Annotated in this window: 15 protein-coding genes; 12 read left to right on the top strand and 3 right to left on the bottom strand. The window is 58.8% G+C overall.

Annotated features, from left to right (window positions below):
* Nucleotides 1-99: 99 nt before the first annotated feature.
* The 3 genes from secA to MHM37_RS01740 all read left to right on the top strand — a co-directional run bounded on the left by secA (nt 100) and on the right by MHM37_RS01740 (nt 5,122).
* Nucleotides 100-2,823 carry a preprotein translocase subunit SecA gene (gene secA / locus MHM37_RS01750; RefSeq protein ID WP_239295626.1) on the top strand — a complete coding sequence of 908 codons (2,724 nt, stop codon included), beginning with the start codon at nt 100-102 and terminating at the stop codon, nt 2,821-2,823.
* 37 nt (nt 2,824-2,860) lie between these two features.
* On the top strand, nt 2,861-4,090 hold the full coding sequence (argJ, locus tag MHM37_RS01745) for a bifunctional glutamate N-acetyltransferase/amino-acid acetyltransferase ArgJ (protein WP_139527206.1): 1,230 nt from the start codon (nt 2,861-2,863) through the stop codon (nt 4,088-4,090).
* A 75-nt stretch (nt 4,091-4,165) separates the two neighbouring features.
* Entirely contained in the window at nt 4,166-5,122 is a 957-nt protein-coding gene (locus MHM37_RS01740; RefSeq protein ID WP_239295627.1) for a Nudix family hydrolase, read from the top strand.
* Between the two features lie 113 nt (nt 5,123-5,235).
* On the opposite strand, the gene MHM37_RS01735 is transcribed toward MHM37_RS01740, so the two are convergent.
* Together MHM37_RS01735 and MHM37_RS01730 are read right to left on the bottom strand one after the other, a co-directional pair.
* Complete coding sequence (locus tag MHM37_RS01735; protein WP_239295628.1) at nt 5,236-6,138, bottom strand: carbon-nitrogen hydrolase; 903 nt, start codon at nt 6,136-6,138, stop codon at nt 5,236-5,238.
* A gap of 10 nt (nt 6,139-6,148) precedes the next feature.
* Entirely contained in the window at nt 6,149-7,219 is a 1,071-nt protein-coding gene (locus MHM37_RS01730; RefSeq protein WP_139527208.1) for an agmatine deiminase family protein, read from the bottom strand.
* Nucleotides 7,220-7,418: 199 nt separating this feature from the next.
* Here MHM37_RS01730 and MHM37_RS01725 point away from each other — a divergent pair, with 199 nt between their 5' ends.
* Together MHM37_RS01725 and MHM37_RS01720 are read left to right on the top strand one after the other, a co-directional pair.
* The gene (locus MHM37_RS01725) at nt 7,419-8,660 is read left to right on the top strand and encodes a lipoprotein-releasing ABC transporter permease subunit (protein ID WP_139527209.1); all 1,242 of its coding nucleotides are present in this window, start codon (nt 7,419-7,421) and stop codon (nt 8,658-8,660) included.
* 10 nt (nt 8,661-8,670) lie between these two features.
* A complete protein-coding gene (locus tag MHM37_RS01720) occupies nt 8,671-9,372 on the top strand; it encodes an ATP-binding cassette domain-containing protein (protein ID WP_153842886.1) in 702 nt (233 codons plus the stop codon).
* 1 nt (nt 9,373) lies between these two features.
* Here MHM37_RS01720 and MHM37_RS01715 read toward each other — a convergent pair whose 3' ends face one another.
* Nucleotides 9,374-9,925 carry a DUF2062 domain-containing protein gene (locus MHM37_RS01715; protein WP_139527211.1) on the bottom strand — a complete coding sequence of 184 codons (552 nt, stop codon included), beginning with the start codon at nt 9,923-9,925 and terminating at the stop codon, nt 9,374-9,376.
* Between the two features lie 97 nt (nt 9,926-10,022).
* Between MHM37_RS01715 and MHM37_RS01710 the strand changes: the two genes are divergently transcribed.
* The 7 genes from MHM37_RS01710 to murB are packed head-to-tail and all read left to right on the top strand — an operon-like array spanning nt 10,023 to nt 17,553.
* A complete protein-coding gene (locus MHM37_RS01710) occupies nt 10,023-12,287 on the top strand; it encodes a DNA internalization-related competence protein ComEC/Rec2 (RefSeq protein WP_239295629.1) in 2,265 nt (754 codons plus the stop codon).
* 56 nt (nt 12,288-12,343) lie between these two features.
* Nucleotides 12,344-14,080 (top strand): lipid A export permease/ATP-binding protein MsbA, encoded by a 1,737-nt coding sequence (gene msbA, locus MHM37_RS01705; protein ID WP_139527213.1) that lies wholly within the window; start codon nt 12,344-12,346, stop codon nt 14,078-14,080.
* Entirely contained in the window at nt 14,077-15,093 is a 1,017-nt protein-coding gene (lpxK, locus tag MHM37_RS01700; RefSeq protein WP_219861085.1) for a tetraacyldisaccharide 4'-kinase, read from the top strand. Before msbA ends, lpxK begins: the two co-directional genes overlap by 4 nt.
* A complete protein-coding gene (locus tag MHM37_RS01695; RefSeq protein ID WP_219861082.1) occupies nt 15,086-15,295 on the top strand; it encodes a Trm112 family protein in 210 nt (69 codons plus the stop codon). The genes lpxK and MHM37_RS01695 overlap by 8 nt, the downstream gene beginning before the upstream one ends.
* Complete coding sequence (kdsB, locus tag MHM37_RS01690) at nt 15,295-16,080, top strand: 3-deoxy-manno-octulosonate cytidylyltransferase (protein WP_239295630.1); 786 nt, start codon at nt 15,295-15,297, stop codon at nt 16,078-16,080. The genes MHM37_RS01695 and kdsB overlap by 1 nt, the downstream gene beginning before the upstream one ends.
* Nucleotides 16,077-16,544, top strand: a complete 468-nt coding sequence (locus tag MHM37_RS01685; RefSeq protein WP_139527217.1) for a low molecular weight protein-tyrosine-phosphatase — start codon at nt 16,077-16,079, stop codon at nt 16,542-16,544. Before kdsB ends, MHM37_RS01685 begins: the two co-directional genes overlap by 4 nt.
* Entirely contained in the window at nt 16,534-17,553 is a 1,020-nt protein-coding gene (gene murB, locus MHM37_RS01680) for a UDP-N-acetylmuramate dehydrogenase (protein WP_239283988.1), read from the top strand. Before MHM37_RS01685 ends, murB begins: the two co-directional genes overlap by 11 nt.
* The last annotated feature ends 37 nt before the right edge of the window (nt 17,554-17,590 follow it).

Raw genomic sequence — 17,590 nt, 5'->3', positions numbered from 1 at the left:
GTGGCCCGCCTACTCGATAATGCCTCGCTTGATTACCACCCTTTTTGCCTGATACCTGAGCGTACCTGGATGGGGCGCTCACGATGATTTGGAAATTTCATGATTAATAATTTGTTACGTAAAGTGGTCGGCTCCAAGAACGACCGTGAAGTCAAGCGCATGCAAAAAAGTGTGCAGAGCATCAATGCATTGGAAGAGACCCTGGCGGGCCTAAGCGATGCAGAGCTTCAAGCAAAAACTCCAGAACTACGTCAGCGCCTAGACGAAGGGGCAACGCTGGACAGCCTCTTGCCCGATGCGTTTGCTGTGGTGCGCGAGGCCAGTAAGCGGGTGATGGGGATGCGTCATTTCGACGTGCAGATGGTGGGGGGTATGACCCTACACCGCGGCCGTATCGCCGAAATGAAGACTGGTGAAGGTAAAACCCTGGTCGCCACGCTCGCGGTCTATTTGAACGCGCTGACTCGCAAAGGCGTTCATGTCGTGACCGTGAACGACTACCTCGCTCGTCGCGATGCCGAATGGATGCGCCCCCTGTATGAATTTCTAGGGCTCACGGTGGGTGTTATTTTCGCCGGACAGACGGGGGAAGAGAAGCGTCACGCGTATCAATGCGATATTACCTACGGCACCAACAACGAGTTTGGCTTCGACTACCTACGCGACAACATGGCGTTCTCGCTGGAAGACAAAGTCCAGCGCGGTTTGCACTACGCCATTGTGGACGAAGTCGACTCCATCTTGATCGATGAAGCGCGCACACCGCTGATCATCTCCGGTGCGGTGGACGAAAATACGGACCTCTACGGCATCGTGAATCGTTTGGCTCAGCAGCTCGAGCAGGGGGAAGTCTCCGAAGATGACGAAGCGCCAGTGAGCGGCGATTTCGTGCTTGACGAAAAGCAGAAACAGGTAGAGCTGACCGAGCAAGGACACAATAAGGTCGAAGAACTCATGCGGGCCGAGGGGCTGCTGGGGGAGGGCGAATCGCTTTATGCTGCGCAAAACCTCAACTTGCTGCAGCACATGCACTCGGCGCTACGTGCGCGTCACCTCTACCACCTCGACGTGGACTACATCGTCGCGGAAGGTCAGGTCGTGATCGTTGACGAACATACCGGTCGTACCATGCCTGGGCGTCGTTGGTCCGAGGGGTTGCACCAGGCCGTCGAAGCCAAAGAAGGGGTGACGGTTCAGCGTGAAAGTCAGACGCTGGCATCCACTACCTTCCAGAACTACTTTCGTCTGTATGAAAAGCTGTCGGGCATGACGGGCACGGCGGACACCGAAGCGTTCGAATTCCGTCAAATTTACGGTCTGGACGTCATCGTCATCCCTACCAACCGTCCGTTGGCGCGCAAGGATCTCAATGATCTTGTCTACCTGAGCGCCGAAGAGAAGTACGAAGCCATCATCAAAGACGTCAAGGCAGAAACAGAGGCGGGTCGTCCTGTGCTGGTCGGTACGGCGTCGATCGAAACGTCCGAGTACCTCGCACGTCTGATGCGCAATGCAGGCTTGAAATTTAACGTGCTCAACGCAAAACAGCACCAAAGCGAAGCGGAAATCATCGCCCAGGCGGGCCGACCAGGTGCCATTACCATCGCCACCAACATGGCGGGGCGTGGAACGGACATCATGTTGGGTGGCAACTGGGAGGCCGAGGCAGCCAAGCTGCAAAACCCCAGTCAAGCCCAAATCGATACGCTCAAGGCCGAATGGCAAAAGCGCCATGATGCGGTTTTGGAAGCGGGTGGCCTGCACGTCGTGGGTTCCGAGCGGCACGAATCACGGCGTATCGATAACCAGCTTCGCGGTCGCGCCGGGCGTCAGGGGGATCCTGGCTCAACACGCTTCTTCCTCTCCTTGGAAGATAGCCTGATGCGTCTGTTTGGCTCGGATCGCGTGAAGCGTTTGATGCAGGCGTTGGGGCTCGAGCGTGGCGAAGCCATCGAGCACAAAATGGTCTCTAACGCGGTCGAGCGCGCGCAGAAGAAAGTCGAAGGCCGTAACTTCGATATCCGTAAGCAGCTGCTGGAGTACGATGACGTCGCCAACGACCAGCGCCGCGTCATCTATGAACAGCGTAACGAAATTCTCGCCTCCGACGATGTCTCCGCCGCTGTGTTAGGTATTCGTGAGGAGGTCATGGAGGAGGCGATTAGCGACTACGTGCCCCCACAAAGTCTGGCTGAGCAGTGGGATCTGCCTGGGCTGGAAGCGCATCTGAAAACGGAGTTCAATCTCGATGCTCCGGTCGTGCAGTGGGCGGACGAGGATGAGCGCTTCAGTGAAGAGAAGCTGCGCGAGCGCCTGCAAACCATGCACCGCGACGCGTACCAGGCGAAGATCGAGTCCGCTGGTGAAGCGCTGATTCGTCGCTTCGAGAAACAAGTGATGCTGCAAGTGCTGGATACCCGCTGGAAAGAGCATCTGCAGTCCATGGATCATTTGCGTCGCGGTATCCACTTGCGTGGCTATGCACAGAAAAACCCCAAGCAGGAGTACAAGCGCGAGTCCTTCGAGCTGTTCCAGCATCTGTTGACCAACATCAAAGCCGATGTCACGCGTATTCTCAGCCACGTTCAGGTGCGTCAGCCAGAAGAGGTCGATGCGCTGGAGCAGAAGCGCCGTGAAGAGCTGGCCCGTGAAAAAGCCACGGCTGCCAGCCGCCACGATGCGCCCGATGCCGAGCCTGGCGAGGCCGCGCCCGGTGCCGACGGTCGCCCGCTTCGTCGTGAAAATCCCAAAGTAGGCCGCAACGATCCTTGCGTGTGTGGTTCGGGTAAGAAATACAAGCAGTGCTGCGGAAAATTGAGCTAATCACGCGCTTTCGTCAGCGAGCGTAAAGGAGAAAAACATGGCGGTGGGACATCTTCCCTTTCCGGAATTGCCACCTCTTGACGGGGTGCGTCTAGGGACTGCAAAGGCGGGCATCAAGAAGCCGGACCGCCGTGACATGGTCGTGATCGAGCTGCCTGAGGCGGCCACCGTCGCCGGTGTGTTCACGCGCAATGCGTTTTGTGCCGCTCCCGTGGTGGTGGCTAAGACACACCTTGAGGCGTGTGCAAAGAACGGTCTGTCTGCCCGGTACTGGCTGATCAATACCGGCAATGCCAATGCGGGTACGGGTGAGTCAGGACTGCAGGATGCCTATGCCAGCTGCGCCGCGGTGGCCGAGCAAGCCGGGGTGGACGCCACCCAGGTACTGCCGTTCTCGACTGGCGTGATTGGCGAGCCATTGCCCATGGCCCGCCTTTTGGCGGGTTTGCCAAATGCGCTGGGGTCGTTGGCTGATTCAAGTCAAGCCTGGCAGCAGGCAGGGGAAGGCATTCTTACTACCGACACTCGCGCAAAAGGCGCGACGGTTAGCGTGGCGATTGGCGACCAGCAGGTGACCATCAACGGTATTACCAAAGGGTCGGGCATGATCAAACCCAACATGGCGACCATGCTGGGATTCGTCGTTACCGACGCGGCGATTGAGCAGCCCTTACTCGCCTCGCTACTCCGGGAAACGGTGGATCGCTCTTTCAACTGTATCACCGTGGATAGCGATACCTCTACCAACGATGCCTGCATGCTGGCAGCGACGGGCACGGGGGCGCGTATCGAAAGCGACGAGCATATTGTCGTGTTCCGCAATGCACTGCAGCGGGTGATGACCGAGCTAGCTCAGTCGATCATCCGCGATGGCGAGGGGGCGACTAAGTTCATCACCCTGCAGGTGAACGATGCCTGCACGCGCCAAGAGGCGCTGGACGTAGCATTTACCGTGGCCCATTCGCCGCTGGTCAAAACCGCCCTTTATGCTTCCGATGCCAACTGGGGGCGTATTTTAGCGGCAGTGGGGCGGGCACCGGTGGAGTCGTTCGATGTCAGCCGTGTCGTCATCGATTTGGGCGATGTGCGACTGGTGGAGAACGGTGGCCGTGCTAATAGCTACACCGAGGCAGCTGGCAGTGCTGTCATGGCCGAGGAAGAGATTACAATTCGCATTAATTTGGGGCGTGGTGACGAGGCGGCCACTGTGTGGACCTCGGATCTGTCCCATGACTATGTGTCCATCAACGCGGATTACCGCAGCTAAGTCTGTGGCAACGTGCTAACGCAGCGAGATAGCGCCGTGCAAGCATGGCGGTGCGCACAAAGTGGATTAGACGTAATGAGTGTAATGGTAAAACGACGGGTTCATGTTGCGGCGGCTGCAATGATCAGCGCCGATCAAAAGCACGTGCTGATCGCGCGTCGGCCTTCCAACGTCGATCACGGCGGTTTATGGGAGTTTCCTGGCGGTAAATTGGCCCCCTATGAAACTGGGTTAGAAGGCCTGAAACGTGAGCTGCATGAAGAGTTGGGCGTGGAGATCGTCCGTGCTCAGCCGCTCATTCGCGTTCACCACGAGTACCCTGATAAGCATATCTTGCTCGACGTATGGCAGGTGCATGAGTTCGCCGGCGAGCCGTTTGGCCGTGAGGGTCAAGCGGTGCGGTGGGTGCCGATGAACGAGCTGGTGAACTACCCGTTCCCGGCAGCGAACCTGCCGATCCTCCGCGCTGTGATGCTACCTACCGAGTATTTGATTACCGGTGAAGAGCCTGACGACGAGCGCTTCGCAGCGCTGCTCGAGCGCGCTCTGCGCGAAGACAATATTCGTCTTGTTCAGCTGCGTGCCAAAAGTTTGGATGAGGCAGCCTACGTGGCTCGTGCCGAGCGTGCGCTCACGCTTTGCCGTGAATATGGGGCAAAACTGCTGCTCAACGGTGAGCCTACGCTCTTGGGGCAGGTCGATGCCGATGGCATCCATCTGACCAGTGCGCGGTTGATGGAGCTGGATCGTCGCCCGATTGCCGAAAACAAGTGGCTGTCGGCATCAACGCATGACCAGAAGCAGCTCTCCCAAGCGGCCGTGTTGGGGTGTGATTTCGTCACCCTGTCGCCGCTACGCACTACGCCTTCGCACCCGGAAGTGGCCCCCATGGGCTGGCACGACTTCCAACAACTGGTGGAGCGGGCCGGTATGCCGGTGTTCGCGCTGGGCGGCATGACCCGCTTCGACGCCAACCACGCGCGCGCGGTGGGCGCGCAAGGCATCGCCTCTATTCGCGATTTTTGGAAGTAAGTACTTTTGCCGTGGGTACTCTTGCTGTAGGTACGCTTGTCTGATCGCCAATAGTAAAACGCCTGCTCTGGTCACAGGGCAGGCGTTATTAGTTGTTAGGGAGAAGTAAATACCTAGTCGCGGTAGCGGCGGGTCAGGTCGCCATAGGCGTCGACCCGGCGGTCGCGCAGGTAGGGCCAAATACGTCGGGTGTTTTCGCTACGCGCCATATCCAGGCTTACGACCAACTGCTCGGTCTCTTCACCCGCATGTGCTAACAGCTCGCCTTGTGGGCCGCAAATAAAGCTACCGCCCCAAAACGCGATACCGTCGCCCACGCCGGAGTGGTCCGCTTCAAAGCCGACGCGGTTAGCCACCAGAACAGGCAGTCCGTTGGCAACGCCATGGGCACGCTGAATCAGCGTCCAGGCGTCTTTTTGACGCGTCTTTTCGGCGTCGTCGTCGTTAGGATCCCAGCCAATGGCGGTGGGGTAGAGCAGCAGCTCGGCACCCGCCAGCGCCATCAGGCGCGCAGCTTCTGGATACCATTGGTCCCAGCACACCAAAATCCCTAACCGCCCCACGGACGTGTCGATGGGCGTAAAGCCCTCTTTGCGGGTGTCGTCGGCGTCGCCAGGGGTGAAGTAAAACTTTTCGTAGAACCCTGGGTCGTCGGGAATGTGCATCTTACGATACTGACCCACTCGCCCCTGAGCACGGTCGTAGACCACGGCAGTATTGTGGTAAAGCCCCGCTGCGCGTTTCTCGAACAGCGAGCCTACTAGCACGATATCCAGCTCTTTGGCCAGTGCCGCTAGCCGCTGGCCGGTGGGGCCGTCCAGTGGTTCGGCAAGATCGAACAGTGCCGGGTCTTCGTATTGGCAGAAGTAGTGGGTGGCGTGCAGCTCTTGTAATAGTACGAGCTGTGCTCCTTGGCTCGCTGCTTTGCGAATGCCCGCTTCGCTTTCGGCTAGACTGCGCGCTTTGTCCGGCCATGCGGCTTGTTGAATCACCGCCACGTTGAGTGTCTGAGACATGCTGCTCTCCTTAAGAGTGAGTGGTCGCAGGCACAAGCGTACCTTTGGGTAGCTGCATGGTTAAGCAGTGCAGGCTGCCGTGCTGTCGAATCACGCTGACGCACTCGATGGGAATCAGAGTATGTTCCGGGAACGCCACGGCCAGCGCCTGGAGGGCCGTGACATCCGCAGGATCTCCGTAAGTGGGTACGAGCACGGCGTCGTTAATGATCAGAAAGTTAGCATAGGTGGCTGGCAGGCGATGACCGTCTTCAGGATCGAAACAGGCCTGGGGCCAGGGAAGCGGAACGAGCCGGTAGGGCTCGCCGTTACGCTGACGAAACGCTTTTAGCTCCTGTTCCATGGCCTGGAGGGCCGTATAGTGGCGATCGGTGGGATCATCGCAGCGCACGTAGGCAATAGTGGTGGGGCTACAAAAACGAGCCAGTGTATCCACATGACTGTCGGTATCGTCACCTTCTAAGTGCCCGTGCGTTAGCCATAGTATTCGGTCGACACCAAAGTCGTCTGCCAATCTCGCTTCGATATCGGCACGGGAGAGTGACGGGTTGCGGTTGGTATTCAGCAAGCACGCTTCGGTGGTGAGCAGTGTGCCCTCGCCGTCGGTTTCGATGGCGCCGCCTTCCAGTACCATGTCACGCGAGGCCACCGGACAAGCCCATACGCCTGCGTCTGCCAGCCACTGCGTCAGCTGATTGTCCCGCTCGGCGGGAAATTTACCGCCCCAGCCGGTAAAGGTGTAATCCAGCAGCAACGGTTGGTCATCGTCATCCAACACCGTCATCGGCCCGTGATCCCGCGCCCAGGTATCGTCGGTGGGTGCGACAATGAGCAGCAATTGCTGTTGGGGAATTCCATACGCCTCGAAAGTGGCGGTCAGACGCTGGTAAGTCGCCTCGTCGGGCACGCAAATGATCACCTTCTGGTAGCGCGCGGTGGCCAGTACGATTCGCTCTAGCGTGGCTTCGATACGCGCCAGCATATAGGCCCAGTCGCCGTCAGGGCGGGGCCAAGTGAGCTGCAGACCATCTTGAGGATGCCACTCGGGCAATAGGCGGTGAGTATGGGTAGCCAACGTCAACGGTGCTCTCTCTAGTCAGAATAAGCTTACCCAGCGGGCAAGAGGAACGGGCGCAATTTAGGGGGTTGACTCACAACTTGCAAGCGTTACTGACCATCGAGGGAACGCTGTGGGTAGCCGCCACTCTAAGGCTGCGTTTGCACATGCAGCCATGCTAAAAAAACCGTACCATGGACGCCCATTATTAAGGAATGTCGTCATGCTTGATCGTTTGCCTTTTCTGGTGGGGCTGCGCTATGTGCGCGCTAAACGCCGGAACCATTTCATTTCATTTATCTCTCTGACGTCGATGCTGGGACTGATGCTGGGCGTGGCGGTGTTGATTCTCGTCTTGTCGGTGATGAACGGCTTCGATCACGAGCTGCGTACGCGCATTCTGGGTATGGTGCCCCACACTAAGATCGAATCCCAAGAAGGGCTGGTGGAGTGGGAAGCGTTAGCTGAGCGGCTAATGCAGCGTGAGCGGGTGATCGGTGCGGCGCCCTACGTCGAGCAACAGGGCATGTTCTCTGCCGGAGGCCGTAATCAAGGGGCGATGGTCAATGGCATTCACCCTGACTGGGAAGATCGCGTCTCCATCATTGGCGAGCATATGCGTCAGGGGGAGTTGGCCGATCTCGTGCCCGGCGAGTGGAATGTCGTGTTGGGCTCTATGCTTGCACGTCGGTTGGGCGTGGGAGTAGGGGACCGTGTGACGTTGCTGGTGCCTGAAGCCTCGATTACACCGGCAGGCGTATTTCCACGACTCAAGCGGTTTACCGTGAGCGGTATCTTTAGCGTCGGGGCCGATCTCGATGCGAGCCTTGCCTATGCCAACATTGAAGACATGCAAACGCTGGCTCGCATGGGTGATGCAGTGGGTGGGTTACGCCTGGAGCTGGATGACCTGTTCATTGCCGGTAGTGAAACCCAAGCCATCGTCAATGAGCTGGGCCCTGGCTATCGTGGCACCGACTGGACGTTTTCCCAAGGAAACCTCTTTCAAGCGATTCAGATGGAAAAGCGCATGATCGCGCTGCTATTGACGGTGATCATCGCCGTTGCCGCTTTCAATATCGTCTCGACGCTGGTGATGGTGGTCACCGACAAGCGCGCCGATATTGCCATTTTACGCACCATTGGTGCCACCCCGCGGTCGATCATGGGGATTTTCATCGTGCAGGGACTGGCGATTGGATTGATCGGCATTGCCGTTGGCGTTGCGGTGGGTATCGTGCTGGCGCTGACCATTGCCGACCTGATCGCCTGGTTCGAGAGTGCCTTTGGCATTCAGTTCCTGGATGCGGGGGTTTATTTTATCAGCGATCTTCCATCTCGGTTGGTGTGGAGCGACGTGCGTGACATCGTGCTGGCCGCGTTTGGTCTAACCTTCCTCTCGACGCTTTACCCTGCATGGCGAGCCGCCCGAGTTCAGCCTGCCGATGTACTTCGCTATGAATAAGGAGGCTCAGATGACGCCAACCAACGCCAACGCCATCATGTTGGAATGCCGCGAGCTTACCCGCGTTTACAGCGAAGGCCCACAGGATCTGACCGTGCTGGATCAGCTCGAACTCACCGTGCACGCGGGCGAGCGCGTCGCGATCGTGGGTAGTTCCGGGTCGGGCAAGACGACCCTGTTGAACCTGCTAGGAGGGCTGGATCGACCCAGCTCAGGCAGCGTGGTGATTGGCGGCGAACCGCTGTCGGGATTGAACGAAGCCGCACTGGGCCGCTTTCGCAACCAGTACATCGGTTTCGTATATCAATTCCACCACCTGCTGGCGGAATTCACGGCCGTCGAGAACGCGGCACTGCCGCTGATCATTCGTGGTCAGTCGAAAAAAGCTGCCGAGCAGCGTGCCATGGGGTTACTAGAGCGGGTAGGTATGAAGGCTCGCGCCGATCATAAGCCAGGTGAGCTGTCTGGAGGCGAGCGCCAGCGGGTAGCGATTGCCCGAGCACTCGTCACAGACCCAAGTCTGGTTTTGATGGACGAGCCAACGGGTAACCTCGACCAAGCTACCGCTGCCACCATTCTGAGCTTGATGGACGAGCTGGCCAAGGAGAGCGCCTGTGCCTTTGTGATCGTTACTCACGATGTGAGCCTTGCCGCCCACCAAGATCGGGTGATGAAGTTGGATGGAGGCCGCCTGGTGGCTCAGGCGAGGTGAGTCAATCGTCAAACTCCGATTCGATGCGGGCTCGGCGCCGCCGTCTTTTAAGGCGGCGGCGTTTCCAGTTATGGGAGACGTGCCAGCGCCAGATTAAGCGAATCCCGATGTTCGCAACAATGGCCAGTACGAGGGCTGTGATCAATGATCCCAGCAACAGTGGCGGCAGAATGTCGTGCATCTGCTCGGCAATCCAGCGCGTCGAAATACGTGAAGGAGCCTCCCGCGCAGGGGCGCCTAGCAAAAACGTACCGATGCGATAATTGACGTAAAAAATCAGCGGCATGGTGAGCGGGTTGGTGACCCATACCAGGCCGACCGAGAGGGCCAAGTTACAACGGCTCAGCCGCGCGCCCAATGCTGCCACTACCATCTGAAAGGGGATGGGCAGCATTGCACAGAACAACCCGACGCTGAACGCGTTGGCCACGCTGCGTCGGGTCAGTAGCCATAGGCCCGGATCCGCAATTAGCGGTGCAATGAAGCGCAGCGAGCGCTGACGCTTTAATGTGTCGGGCTTTGGCATGTAGCGCTGCAGGAAACGGCGCGGCATGTCAGGTACTCTTGAAATAAGTTGTTGCTATTATCCATATCGCGCAGGGCTTCGGCTATGGCGCATGCAGGAATGGTGAGCCACCAGGGAGGGGTGCATGGGCCAAGGCATCGCGATGCCCGCGGCAGTCGCGGCGCTGATAGGCGGTTTTTTCGCGTGGTGGACCGGGGCGCAGAGCGGCCCATGGTGGCTTCCATCCGTCATGGGCATGGGCGTGCTGCTGTGTCTGGCTTCTCGTCCTAACGCGTTACCGTGGCTGTTCATTGCTGCAGTCGTTGCGGTGAGCATTCAGCAAGAGTGGTCACGCCAACTGCCCGTCGGACTGAGCGGGCAGGATATCGTCATCGACGCCTACATCACTGAGGTGCAAGAGCAGCCGGGCGCAAGGCGGCTGCGCTTGAAGGTCGAACGCTGTACGGCCCCTCGACACTTACCTAGTTGCGAGCGATTGGGAAGTGTCAGGGTTAGCGCATACGACCATGCTTTCACCCCAGGCGAGCGCTGGCGGATGACCGTGCGGCTGCGCCCGCCCTCTGGATTTCTCAATCCGCATACGTTCAATTACGAGCAGTGGCTGTGGCGCGAAGGGATACATGCCACGGGTTACGTACGCGCGAATCCTGCGCCCCAGAAGCTGGCTGCGGCGACGCCCCGATTGCGGTCTTGGGCGCAGGATTATTTGGCACAGAGTCCTTTGGCGCCTCGCACCCAGCGGTGGTTGGCGGCATTGACGCTGGGCGATAGCGAACAGCTCACGCAAGACGACTGGACGCTGTTGAACGCTACGGGGACCACGCATCTGGTGGTGATTTCTGGCCTTCACGTGGGGTTGGTGGCCTCTTTCGTGCTGCTATTGGGTCGCTATGGCGCCCGTCTGATAACACCCACTGATTGGCGCCTGCGAACATGGCCCTGGTGGTTGGCGGGGGCAGCGGCCATTGCCTATGCGGCACTGGCGGGACTGGCACCCCCGGCGATGCGGGCGATGATCATGACCCTGCTGGGTCTATGGGTGCTTAGTGGACGCCATGCCCCCGGCTCCTGGCAGGCGTGGTGGTTAGCCTTAGCGCTGGTACTATTCTTCGATCCTCTCGCGCTTTGGCGGCCAGGGCTATGGCTATCGTTTCTGGCGGTTGGCTGGCTCATTCTCTTATGGCAAGGGCGTCCCCGACCCGTGGGAATAAGGGGGTGGTGCTGGGCGCTGCTGCGTTCGCAACTGTTGCTCGCGCCGTTGATGGCCGCTGCAGTGCTGCTGGCATTCGGGCGAGTAGCCCCCGTGGCGCCGCTGGTCAATCTGATCGCCGTGCCGTGGGTTAGCTCGATAATGGTGCCTAGCGCGCTGCTTGGTTGGCTACTCTCACCGCTACCTGGCCTGGGCGCGCTGACGTGGTGGGCGTTCGAGCAGGCGTTGGGAGGGTTCCACTGGCTGTTGCGCCTCGCGGTCGATGCAGCACCTCTTTGGCAGCCGCCCTCATCGATGGTCTATCCCCTGGCGGGTAGCCTAGTGCTGGTATCGCTGTGCTGGGGGCTGCCCGCCATTCCGCGTTGGCTGGGTATCGCATCACTGGCGCTCGTCGCGATACTCCCCTTATGGCCTAGAGAGCCGACGCTAGCCCCTGGACGGCTGGACGTAACCGTCTATGACGTGGGGCAAGGTCAGTTGGTCGAGCTGCGCAGCGTCCATTATCGGATGTTATATGATACGGGGCCGCGTTTTCGTAGCGGCTTCATGCCTCTGCAAAGCCTGTGGCCCCCTGGCCAGCTCATTGATCGAGTCATCGTCAGTCACGCGGACACCGACCATGCCGGTGGCATCGAAGCACTGCTATCCGAACACCGCGTCCGCCAGTGGTGGGCTCCTGAGGGGGAAGTGTTGCCGGTGGACAGTCACCCTTGCCAGCAGGGGCAGCAGTGGCAACAGGACGGTGTTCGCTATCGTATCCTTTGGCCACCGAAAGGGGAGAATGCGCTCTCCTCGAACGACCGCTCCTGCGTGTTGGTGGTAGAGGTCGGCGAACATCGTTTGCTATTGACAGGAGATGTCGGGCGACAGGTCGAGCGACAGCTGCTCAACCAGTTCGATGGCCCGGTAAGCGTCCTAGTGGCAGGGCATCACGGCAGCTCGACAAGCTCTAGCGTTCAGTTCGTGCGCGATACCTCTCCCCGCCACGTCGTGTTTAGCGCAGGAAGGGGTAATCCGTTCGGGCATCCCGCCGATGAGGTGGTGCGTCGCTTTCGCCAGCAGAAGAGCTGCCTGTGGAGCACTGCCCACGATGGCGCACTGCGTTTTTCGCTTATCCCGCAACAGCCTATTGAGCTGCGGCCTCTGCGCGTTCTTGTAGGTGGTCATCAGCGGTGTTGAAGCGGGCCACCATCAGGTAGAATCGCCGACACTGCACACTACTGCCGGGAGCGCGTGTGACTGATTCAGGTTGGATGTTATATAGAAGGTTATTGGGGTACGTAAAGCCACACTGGCGTGCGTTTGCGCTAGCGGTGGTAGGGTTCGTGATTTATGCCGCATCGAGCACGGCGCTGGCGGAGATGATGAAGCGACTGATTGACGGCATCCAGAATCCGGATGCCGCTTTTCGTTTGTTTTTGCCGCTGTTCGTCGTGCTCATGTTCGCCTCTCGCGGACTAGGAACGTTCTTGAGCACCTATTTCATGGCTTACGTTGGACGCTATGTCATTCACACCCTTCGCTGCGACGTATTTGCCCATTTGTTGCACCTGCCGGGGCGCTTCTTCGATCACCACTCTAGCGGCCATCTGGTCTCACGCGTCACTTATCATGTCGAGCAGGTAGCGGGCGCCGCCACCAATGCGGTCACGATCATTTTACGAGAAGGGCTGTTCGTCATTGGGCTGATCGGTTATCTATTCTGGACCAACTGGATGCTGACACTGCTGTTTCTGGGCGTCACGCCAATCATTGCGGGTGTCGTGAGCTATGTAAGCAAGCGCTTTCGACGTATCTCCAAGCGCATTCAGCACTCCATGGGTGATGTGACGCACGTTGCTTCAGAGGCGCTCTCCGGTTACAGAGTGGTGCGTACCCACGGTGCAGAAGCGTATGAGAAGCAGCGTTTCGAACGGGTCAGTGAAGAGAACCGTCGCCAAAGCATGAAGGAGGCCATGACGCGCGCGGTCAGCTCGCCTGTGGTGCTAATGCTGGTGGCGATTTCCATGGCGCTATTGGTTTGGCTGGCCATGGCACCTTCACTCATGGAAGACATGACGCCAGGTGAGTTCGTTGCCTTCATTACGGCAGCGGCGCTGATGATCAAACCGGTTCGTCAGCTCACCGAAATCAACGGTGAGATTCAGAAAGGCATTGCCGCGGCGTCCGAGCTGTTTGGCTTGTTGGATCTGACGCCTGAACAAGACGAGGGCAAACGCTTACCCAACAAACTGAGTGGCCACGTGGTGATCGAGGATGTCAGCTTTCGCTATGACGACGACCACCCAAATGTGCTGCACCACATTGATCTCGACGTTGCCCCCGGCGAGTTGGTGGCGATCGTGGGGCGCTCGGGGAGCGGAAAATCCACTTTAGTGAGCCTGCTACCGCGCTTCTATCGACCGAGTGAAGGGCGTATCTTGATCGATGGCGTCAATGCTGACGAGTATGCCTTAGGCCCGTTGCGCCAGAACATTGCTTTGGTCTCCCAGCAGGTAACGCTGTTTAACGCATCGATTGCCGCCAACATTGCCTATGGGGAGGCAGATCCTGATCCTGTCGCTATCAAAGCCGCCGCCGAAGCCGCCTATGCCAGCGAGTTCATCGAAAAGCTGCCCGAAGGCTTCGCGACGATAGTAGGGGAGAATGGTGTCATGCTTTCAGGCGGTCAGCGTCAGCGGCTTGCCATCGCTCGGGCGATCTTCAAAGATGCGCCTATTTTGATCTTGGATGAAGCGACTTCCGCCCTCGATACCGAATCCGAGCGCTATATTCAAAAAGCGCTGGAACACGTCTGTCAGGGGCGAACCACGCTAGTGATCGCCCATCGCCTCTCTACCATCGAGCGTGCCGACCGTATCCTGGTGATGGATCAGGGACGCATCGTGGAGCAGGGGACGCATTTTGAGCTGTTGGAAAAAGCCGGTGCCTACGCAGCCCTCCATCAGCTTCAGTTTCAGGAGAGTGAATGAGCTTGTCGCAGCGCTGGCTGAAAGCCGCCTATGAAGGCAGCGCGTGGCTGACGCCGCTCTATCCGCTCGGCTTTTTATACCGTTATCTCATGAGGCGGAGAGCGGCGCTTTACCGTCGTGGTGATAAGCCAACATGGCGAGCGCCAGTGCCGGTGATCGTGGTCGGTAATATTACCTTGGGGGGAACCGGTAAGTCGCCACTGGTCGCATGGCTAAGCCGTTGGCTCAAAATGCAAGGGTTTTCACCGGGTATCGTCACACGTGGCTATGGCGGAAAGGCGCCGGTTTATCCCTTGCTGGTAACGCCGTCAACCGACCCGCATCATAGCGGTGACGAGCCGCTCATGCTAGCTCAGCAGACCGGGGTACCGGTCGTTGCCGATCCGCAGAGGTCACGCGGGGCCGATATGCTGATGCGGCAGGGGTGCGACGTGTTAATTAGCGATGATGGCTTGCAGCACTTGGCGATGGGACGCGATATTGAGTTAGTGGTGGTTGATGGTGCTAGAGGGCTCGGCAATCGCCGTTGTCTTCCGGCGGGTCCACTGAGGGAGGCGCCGGCGCGGTTGGCGAGCGTAGATGCAGTGATCATCAACGGAACTCCTCAGCGTCCGCTGGGTATTGAGGGGGTGTCCATGACACTTGTACCCACGCGTTGGCGCTACTTGAAGACTGGGCAGGAGTGGCCACTTCAGCCGCTGCCATTTTCTCTTCCTGTCGATGCGATGGCGGGAATTGGCAATCCTCAGCGCTTTTTCGATACGCTTCGATCATTGGGTGTTAGCGGAGCGATGCACCCTTTGAATGACCATCAGCCTTTCGATACCAGCACCTTTCAGTTCGTATCGAAACGCCCCGTTATCATGACGGCCAAAGACGCCGTGAAGTGTCAGGCGTTTGCACCGCCTGATAGCTGGGTATTAGACGTGGAAGCGCAACTTCCACACGCATTCGAGGACTGGCTGCTCAATAAGCTGTCCGACTTGACTCAAAGGGGAAGCACCGATGGATAAGGAATTATTGGCGATGCTGGTTTGCCCACTATGTAACGGCAAACTGAAGTATGACCGAGATGCGCAGGAGCTTTGCTGCCATTACGACGGGTTGGCGTACCCTATCAAGGACGGCATTCCTGTCATGCTGCCTGAAGAGGCGCGACGCATGGATGCCGATGAAAAACTCGCTACTTCGCCTGGCCGCACTGGGGAGGCGTGATGGGAGACACGTCGACGCCGTTCATCGCCGTAGTACCCGCTCGTTTTGGCTCCTCGCGGCTGCCGGGGAAGCCGCTCCTAGACATTGCGGGAGAGCCGATGGTGGCGCATGTGTGGCGACGTGCCAGCAAAAGTCAGGCAAGCCGCGTCGTGGTCGCCACCGATGATGATCGCATTCGCGACGCCATGCTGCCTTACGGTGCAGACGTCGTCATGACGCGCGACGATCACCCGTCAGGTACTGATCGACTGGCCGAGGTCGTCGAGCAGCTCGGTCTCGACGACGAGACGCTGGTAGTCAATGTCCAGGGTGATGAGCCGCTTATTCCTCCCGTACTCATCGACCAAGTGGCGCATCGCTTGGCCGATGATCCCGATGCTGCGATGGCCACGTTGGCGGAACCGATCACGGATGTAGATACGCTCTTCAATCCTAACGTGGTGAAAGTCGTGCGCTCATTGCAAGGGCGTGCGCTTTATTTCTCTCGAGCACCGATTCCGTGGGATCGGGAGCACTTCACACGCCAGCCCAACCTATTGGAAACCGATGCATGGCTACGCCATATCGGTATCTATGCCTATCGGGCTAGCTTTTTGGCAGCTTATCAGGATTTGCCGACCTCCACGCTTGAGCAATTGGAGCAGTTAGAGCAGCTTCGCGCTCTCCAGCATGGCTACGCGATTCAAGTGGCGTTGGCCAGCGCGGTGAATCCTGCCGGTGTGGATACGCAAGAGGATCTAGCGCGTGTCAGAGCGCTGCTGGCGGTAGAGGAGGGGCGGTCATGACACGCGTACTGTTCGTTTGTCTGGGCAACATCTGCCGCTCGCCCACGGCGGAAGGCGTATTTCAGCAGGCGTTAGCGCGTGCAGGGCTCACTCATCTTGTCGACATCGACTCCTGCGGCGTAGGCGATTGGCACGTGGGTAAAGCCCCTGACCTGCGTGCCCAGGCGGCCGCACGTCGGCGTGGCGTGGACATCAGCCACCTGCGTGCCCGACAGCTAACCGCGAACGACTTCCATGCGTTTGATTACGTGCTAGGTATGGATCATGACAACTTGGCGGCCATCCATGCGTTACAGCCCGCCGATAGTCAAGCCAAAACAGGGTTGCTATTGGCGTATGCCGGGTTGCCCAATACGGATGTGCCTGATCCCTACTACGGCGGAGAGGAGGGATTCGAGCAGGTATTGGACATGATCGAGCAGGCCAGTGCCGGATTGATCGACGAGTTGACCCGTGGTCGCTGACGCTGTGAATCAACCAGCAGCCTGGGTGGATTTGTCTGCCGCCAATACGCTGCGTCTGCCTTGTCAGGTGGAGCACTATGCCGCGCCCACTTCGCTAACGAGCCTACAGGCGGCGCTTCACCATGCTCATGCTCGGCAGTGGCCCATAACGCTGCTCGGCGGTGGCAGCAACGTACTTTTGCCACCTACTCTCATGGGCATGGCGCTGCGCCCAGCGCTTTGCCACTGGTGGTTGGAGCGCCAGAACGAGAGCGTCGTGGCGTTCGTCGGCGCTGGCGTCAACTGGCACTCGCTGGTCATGGCCTTGGCGGCCAGAGGGCTTTGGGGGACGGAGAATCTAGCGCTCATTCCAGGTGATTGCGGTGCGGCGCCGGTACAGAACATTGGGGCCTACGGCGTCGAACTGAGCGATGTGCTGGAAGGTGTCCAGGTGGTCGAATTGGCCACGGGCGAGGTGCGCTGGTTGAGCGCTCAGGCCTGTCAGTTCGGCTATCGAGATAGTATCTTCAAACGGGCACTGGCTGGTCGAGTGGTGATTACTCAACTGGCACTTCGGCTCTCCGAGTGCCCACGTCCCGTGCTGGGCTATGGCGATTTGGCCTCTCGTGTGACGGCTTCACCCACGCCACTGGCGGTCGCTCAGGCGGTTTGCGCCATTCGTCGAGAGAAGCTGCCAGACCCGGCCGTGCTCGCCAATGCGGGTAGCTTCTTCAAGAACCCGGTGGTGGACGAGTCTCAAGCGCAACGCCTTCTACAGACATATCCGCAGATGCCGCACTTTCCTCAAGCTCACCACCAAACCAAGCTGGCGGCAGGATGGCTGATAGATCAGTGTGGCTTGAAGGGCTATCGTGACGGCGCTTTCGGCGTGCATGAGCGTCAAGCCCTGGTACTCGTGCACTTCGGGGGAGGCGACCGTCCTGGGCTGCTGCGTTTTGCTGAAAGCGTGGCAAACGCTGTATACGATCGGTTTGCCGTCACGCTGGAGCCCGAGCCTCGCGTGGTTTAAGCAAAGCATCGAGTAGCTATAAAAAACCCCGCCGAGG

The organism is Halomonas sp. MMH1-48 (genome assembly GCF_022348105.1).
Lineage (GTDB): Bacteria > Pseudomonadota > Gammaproteobacteria > Pseudomonadales > Halomonadaceae > Vreelandella > Vreelandella piezotolerans.
This window is presented reverse-complemented; position numbering and strand designations above follow the sequence as displayed.

What these genes read in the sequence shown, in the direction of transcription:
- MHM37_RS01740 (WP_239295627.1), top strand. Translation starts at nt 4,166, where the DNA reads ATGAGTGTAATGGTAAAACGACGGGTTCATGTTGCGGCGGCTGCAATG.
- MHM37_RS01715 (WP_139527211.1), bottom strand. Translation starts at nt 9,925, where the DNA reads ATGCCGCGCCGTTTCCTGCAGCGCTACATGCCAAAGCCCGACACATTA.
- lpxK (WP_219861085.1), top strand. Translation starts at nt 14,077, where the DNA reads ATGAGCTTGTCGCAGCGCTGGCTGAAAGCCGCCTATGAAGGCAGCGCG.
- MHM37_RS01685 (WP_139527217.1), top strand. Translation starts at nt 16,077, where the DNA reads ATGACACGCGTACTGTTCGTTTGTCTGGGCAACATCTGCCGCTCGCCC.
- MHM37_RS01725 (WP_139527209.1), top strand. Translation starts at nt 7,419, where the DNA reads ATGCTTGATCGTTTGCCTTTTCTGGTGGGGCTGCGCTATGTGCGCGCT.
- MHM37_RS01710 (WP_239295629.1), top strand. Translation starts at nt 10,023, where the DNA reads ATGGGCCAAGGCATCGCGATGCCCGCGGCAGTCGCGGCGCTGATAGGC.
- MHM37_RS01695 (WP_219861082.1), top strand. Translation starts at nt 15,086, where the DNA reads ATGGATAAGGAATTATTGGCGATGCTGGTTTGCCCACTATGTAACGGC.
- argJ (WP_139527206.1), top strand. Translation starts at nt 2,861, where the DNA reads ATGGCGGTGGGACATCTTCCCTTTCCGGAATTGCCACCTCTTGACGGG.
- MHM37_RS01735 (WP_239295628.1), bottom strand. Translation starts at nt 6,138, where the DNA reads ATGTCTCAGACACTCAACGTGGCGGTGATTCAACAAGCCGCATGGCCG.
- MHM37_RS01720 (WP_153842886.1), top strand. Translation starts at nt 8,671, where the DNA reads ATGACGCCAACCAACGCCAACGCCATCATGTTGGAATGCCGCGAGCTT.
- secA (WP_239295626.1), top strand. Translation starts at nt 100, where the DNA reads ATGATTAATAATTTGTTACGTAAAGTGGTCGGCTCCAAGAACGACCGT.
- kdsB (WP_239295630.1), top strand. Translation starts at nt 15,295, where the DNA reads ATGGGAGACACGTCGACGCCGTTCATCGCCGTAGTACCCGCTCGTTTT.